The organism is Phenylobacterium sp., from assembly GCF_030651755.1.
GTDB lineage: Bacteria > Pseudomonadota > Alphaproteobacteria > Caulobacterales > Caulobacteraceae > Phenylobacterium.
Genome location: NZ_JAUSBZ010000003.1, coordinates 1 through 4,747 on the forward strand (window position 1 = coordinate 1; position 4,747 = coordinate 4,747).

The 4,747-nt window shown below is 67.2% G+C and carries 4 protein-coding genes; 3 read left to right on the plus strand and 1 reads right to left on the minus strand.

Annotated features, from left to right (window positions below):
* The 3 genes from Q7V15_RS00140 to Q7V15_RS00150 all read left to right on the plus strand — a co-directional run.
* Positions 1–805, plus strand: an 805-nt coding sequence (locus tag Q7V15_RS00140) for an FAD-dependent oxidoreductase (RefSeq protein WP_304752665.1), incomplete at its 5' end; no start/stop codon positions are given.
* 169 nt (positions 806–974) lie between these two features.
* Positions 975–3,212 carry a TonB-dependent siderophore receptor gene (locus Q7V15_RS00145; protein WP_304752668.1) on the plus strand — a complete coding sequence of 746 codons (2,238 nt, stop codon included), beginning with the start codon at positions 975–977 and terminating at the stop codon, positions 3,210–3,212.
* A gap of 88 nt (positions 3,213–3,300) precedes the next feature.
* Positions 3,301–3,984: a Fe2+-dependent dioxygenase gene (locus tag Q7V15_RS00150; protein WP_304752670.1), complete on the plus strand. Its 684-nt coding sequence runs from the start codon at positions 3,301–3,303 to the stop codon at positions 3,982–3,984.
* 21 nt (positions 3,985–4,005) lie between these two features.
* On the opposite strand, the gene Q7V15_RS00155 is transcribed toward Q7V15_RS00150, so the two are convergent.
* Entirely contained in the window at positions 4,006–4,524 is a 519-nt protein-coding gene (locus tag Q7V15_RS00155; protein WP_304752673.1) for a DUF1993 family protein, read from the minus strand.
* Between the last annotated feature and the right edge of the window lie 223 nt (positions 4,525–4,747).

The following is a 4,747-nucleotide window of genomic DNA, read 5'->3' on the forward strand; positions in this document are numbered from 1 at the left end:
CGGCGTCAACGTCTCGGTCCAGCGCCTGCTGGATGATTACGACGTGCTGGTCATGGCCGGCGGCGCTGAAAAGCCCCGCGACCTGGAAATCGAGAACCGCGACCTGGAAGGCATCCATTTCGCCATGGACTTCCTGACGCAGCAGAACCGCCGGGTGGCCGGAGATTCCGAAGAGGTCGCCGCCCCGGGCGGGACCCTGTCGGCCAAGGGCAAGCATGTGGTGGTGATCGGGGGCGGGGACACCGGCTCGGACTGCATCGGCACATCGAACCGCCATGGCGCGGCCTCGGTGACCCAGCTGGAGATCATGCCCCAGCCGCCGGTCCGCGAGAACAAGCTGATGACCTGGCCCGACTGGCCGCTGAAGCTGCGCACCTCGTCGAGCCACGAAGAGGGCTGCGAGCGCGACTTCGCCGTCGCCACCAAGCGGGCCATCGGCAAGGACGGCAAGATCGAGGCCCTGGAGTGCGCCCGCCTGGAGTGGGTCAAGGGTGACGACGGCCGCATGGTCATGAAAGAGATCGAGGGCAGCACCTTCCAGCTCAAGGCTGACCTCGTTCTGCTGGCCATGGGATTTGTCAGCCCCCGCCACGAGGGCTTCGTGGAGCAGGCCAAGGTCGACCTCGACCCCCGGGGCAATGTGAAGGCCTCAGTGGACGACTATCGCACCTCTGAGCCGCGCATCTTCTCCTGCGGCGACATGCGCCGGGGCCAGTCCCTGGTGGTCTGGGCGATCCGTGAAGGCCGTCAGGCCGCCCAGGCGGTCGACGCCTATCTGATGGGCGCGAGCAAGCTGCCTCGCTAGATCAGTCGCGTTCGGCGGCCGGCTCCCAGCCGGCCGCCGGCGCCCCCGAAGGGGAAATAACGCGGGTCTCAACATAAAGGCGAAATTGCGAAAGATTCGCATTGTCGTTTTCCCGGGCGAGAAATAAGAACGCTTCGCAATCTTATTTGAGCCATGGGATTTCCCGCACATGACGAAGCCAATTTCGGGCGTTCGCGCCTATGCCCGCCGCGCCTTGACGCCGGCGGCGGTCGCCGGCCTGGCCGGACTGGCCCTGGCGCCGCAGGTCCACGCTGAGGACGCGCCCCACGAGGTGGCCGGCGTCCGCGTCGAGGGCCACAGGGCGGCCGAGCCGGCCTCGCCCAAGTTCACCGCCGACCTCCTCGACACGCCCCGCAGCGTGACCGTGATCCCGCAGGTGGTGATCGAGCAGATCGCCGCCACGTCGCTCCAGGAGATTCTACGCACCTCGCCGGGTATCACCTTCGGCGCCGGAGAGGGCGGCCAGCCGCTGGCCGACCGTCCCTTCATCCGGGGCCAGGCCTCGGGCAACAATGTCTTCGTCGACGGCGTCCGCGACAGCGGCGGCCAGGTGCGGGACATCTTCAACCTGGAGCAGGTCGAGGTCGTGAAGGGGCCGGACTCCGCCTATAATGGCCGAGGCTCCGGCGGCGGCAGCATCAACCTGACCAGCAAGCAGCCCAAGCTCGTCGAGGAGACCAGCGCCAGCCTGCGGGTCGGGACCGACTCCTATGTGCGCGCCGCGGCGGACGCCAATTACGTCCTGGGGGACACCAGCGCCGTGCGGGTGAACCTGATGGGCGCCCAGGGCGATGTCCCCAAGCGTGATGCGGTGGATTTCGACACCTGGGGGGCGGCGGTGGCCGCCGCCATGGGGCTGGGGACCGACAGTCGCCTGACGTTGAGCTACTATCACCTGACCCGCAACGACATGCCCGACTATGGCGTGCCGCTTTCGCGCAAACTGCCGGGGGTCACGCCCACCGAAACCGGCATTCTCGACGTGCCGCGGGAGGCCTTCTACGGCCTTACCGCGCGGGACTACCAGGAGACCACGGCTGACATCGCCACCCTGGTCGGCGAGCACGACATCAATGAGGCCATGACCTTCCGGGGCGTCGTCCGCTACGCCAAGACCGTCAACGACTATGTGGTCACCAATCCTGGCGACGGCGGAAACGCCCAGTTCGTGAACGGACAGTGGTGGATGAAGCGCGGCCTCAAGTCCCGCTGGAACCCGGCCACGACGACGGCGGCGGTGGCCGACATCTATGGCCGCTTCACCACCGGCGCCGTCACCCACAGCTATGACGTGGGGCTGGAGCTCTCCCGGGAGAGGAACCAGAACGCCGCCTACACCGTCACCACCACGGCCGGCTCGGCCTGCCCGACGGGCTTCACCGGCGCCGGGACCGGCGACTGCACCCTGGTCTATGCGCCCAATCCGGCCGATCCCTGGACAGGAACGATCGTTCGCGGCCCCGTCTCGTCCACCGTGTCCAAGACCGCCGGGATCTATGTCTTCGACACCCTGTCCTTCGGCGAGCGTTGGCTGCTGAATCTTGGCCTTCGCCACGACGAATATTCGGTGACGGGCCGCAACGTGTCGGCCACCGCCGTCACCGCCAGCGAGGGCGACTGGAGCTTCACCAACTATCAGGCGGGCCTCGTCTACAAGCCCACCGCCCATGGCAGCATCTATGTCTCCTACGGCACGGCCTCGACCCCGCCGACCATATCCGGCGGCGACCAGAATACGGCTGGCGGGGTGGGATCGGGCAATCTCGCCAATCAGCTACTCGACCCGGAGGAGACCACCTCGGTGGAGGCCGGCGTGAAATGGGCCTTCTTCGGCGAGCGCCTGACCACCTCGGCGGCCATCTTCCAGGTCAACCGCGAGAACGCCCAGATCCAGATCGAGCCGGGCGTCTACGCCCAGGCCGGCGAGACCGAGGTGCGCGGCCTGGAGCTCGCCGTGACCGGTCTGATCACACCAGCCTGGTCAGTCTTCGGCGGCTATACCTATATGGAGAGCGAACTGGTCCGGGGCGCCTACAACAACGTCAATGTCGGCGATCCCCTGGCCAACACCCCAAAACACAGCTTCAGCCTGTTCTCCACCTACCAGCTGACCCCGGCGCTCAGCCTCGGGGGCGGCGCCTACTATGTCTCCGACAGCTTCGGGGGCAACCAGGGCGGGGCCGGCGGCGGGGCCAATGGGGTCTACGCCCCGGAATACTGGCGGTTTGACGCCTTCGCCAGCTACCGGATCAACGACCGCCTGAACCTTCAGCTCAACGTCCAGAACGTCACGGACGAAGACTATATCGCCCGCACCAACGGGGTTCACCATGCCGACTATGGCCCGGCGCGACAGGCTATGCTGACCCTGAACGCCAAGTTCTGACCCCACGCAGAACCGCGTTCAACTGAGGCTCCGCAGGTTCGCCTGCGGAGCCTCCTCAGCTTCGGCGCACGCAGACGAGACCCTCCCGATGATGCTGCACATTCCCGAGGTGCTGACCAAGGCGCAGGTCGCCGACCTTCGCGGCCTCATCGACGCCGGCGCCTGGGTGGACGGCAATGTCACCTCCGGCGCCCAGTCGGCGCTCGCCAAGCGCAATGAACAGCTGCCCGAGGCCTCGCCGGAGGCGCGGGAGGCCGGGGAGCGCATCCTCGACGCCCTGTCGCGCAATCCCCTGTTCGTCACCGCCGCCCTGCCGCAGACGGTCTTTCCGCCCCTGTTCAACCGCTATGGCGGCGGCCAGACCTTCGGCCTGCATGTGGACAACGCCGTGCGCCAGAGCCCCGATGGCCGGGTGCGCATCCGCAGCGACCTGTCGGCCACCCTCTTCCTCACCGAGCCCGAAGACTATGACGGCGGCGAACTGCTGGTGGAGGACACCTATGGCGTCCATGAGGTGAAGCTGCCGGCTGGGGACATGATCCTCTATCCGGCCTCAAGCCTGCACCAGGTTCGCGCCGTGACCCGCGGGGCCCGGATCTCCAGCTTCTTCTGGATCCAGAGCATGATCCGCGAGGACGCCCAGCGCAGCCTGCTGTTCCAGATGGACATCGCCATCCAGCAATTGGCGGGAAAGGTGGGGGCCGGAGCGCCGGAACTGGTCTCCCTGACCGGCGCCTATCACAACCTGCTGCGGATGTGGGGCGACCTTTAGCCGTCCCACCGGCCCCTCAGGTCAGGCTGAGGCCCGGCCGCCGGCCAGATAGTCCAGCTTGCCGATCGGCGCGCCCGTGTGACGGAGCAGGGCGTAGGCCATCGAGACGTGGAACAGGAAGTTGGGGATCGAAAAGGTCAGGACGAAGTCCTTGGCCGTAAAGGTCATGGCGCCCTTGGGCAGGGGCAGCTCGATGATCCGCTCCAGGTCGTCGCTGACCTGGTCTGGCGTGATGGTCTCCACAAAGGCCAGGGTCTTGGCGACGCGGGCCTTCAGGTCCTCATAGGTGGTCTCGGTGTCGGGCATGACTGGCGGGGTGACGCCGGCCAGGCGGGCGGCGCCGCCTTTGGCTGCATCGGTGGCCAGCTGGATCTGGCCGATCAGGGAATGCATGTCCGGCGCAAGGCGCGCCTCAAGCAGGTCAGAGAGGGGCTGGCCCTTGGCCTTGGCGTGGGCCTCGGCCTTGTCGAGCAGGGCGGCCAGGTTGCGCAGCATCTGCACATAGGTCGGGATCGCGGCGTCATAGAGGGTCAGGGCCAAAGGCGTCTCCTAGGGGTCAGGCTTGAGCGGACATGGGGAGCCGGTCGCCGCCGCGCCATGGCAGAATCGACCTAAGCTCCACCTTAGATCATCTGCGGGAGCCCGCGGCCATGAAGCGCCTCGTCTTCGACCTCGACGGGACCCTGACCCTCGACGAGCCCGGCCTGGCCTATGGCGAGCGCCGGCCCAATCGCGTGGTGATCGAACAGTTGCGCGCCTACCG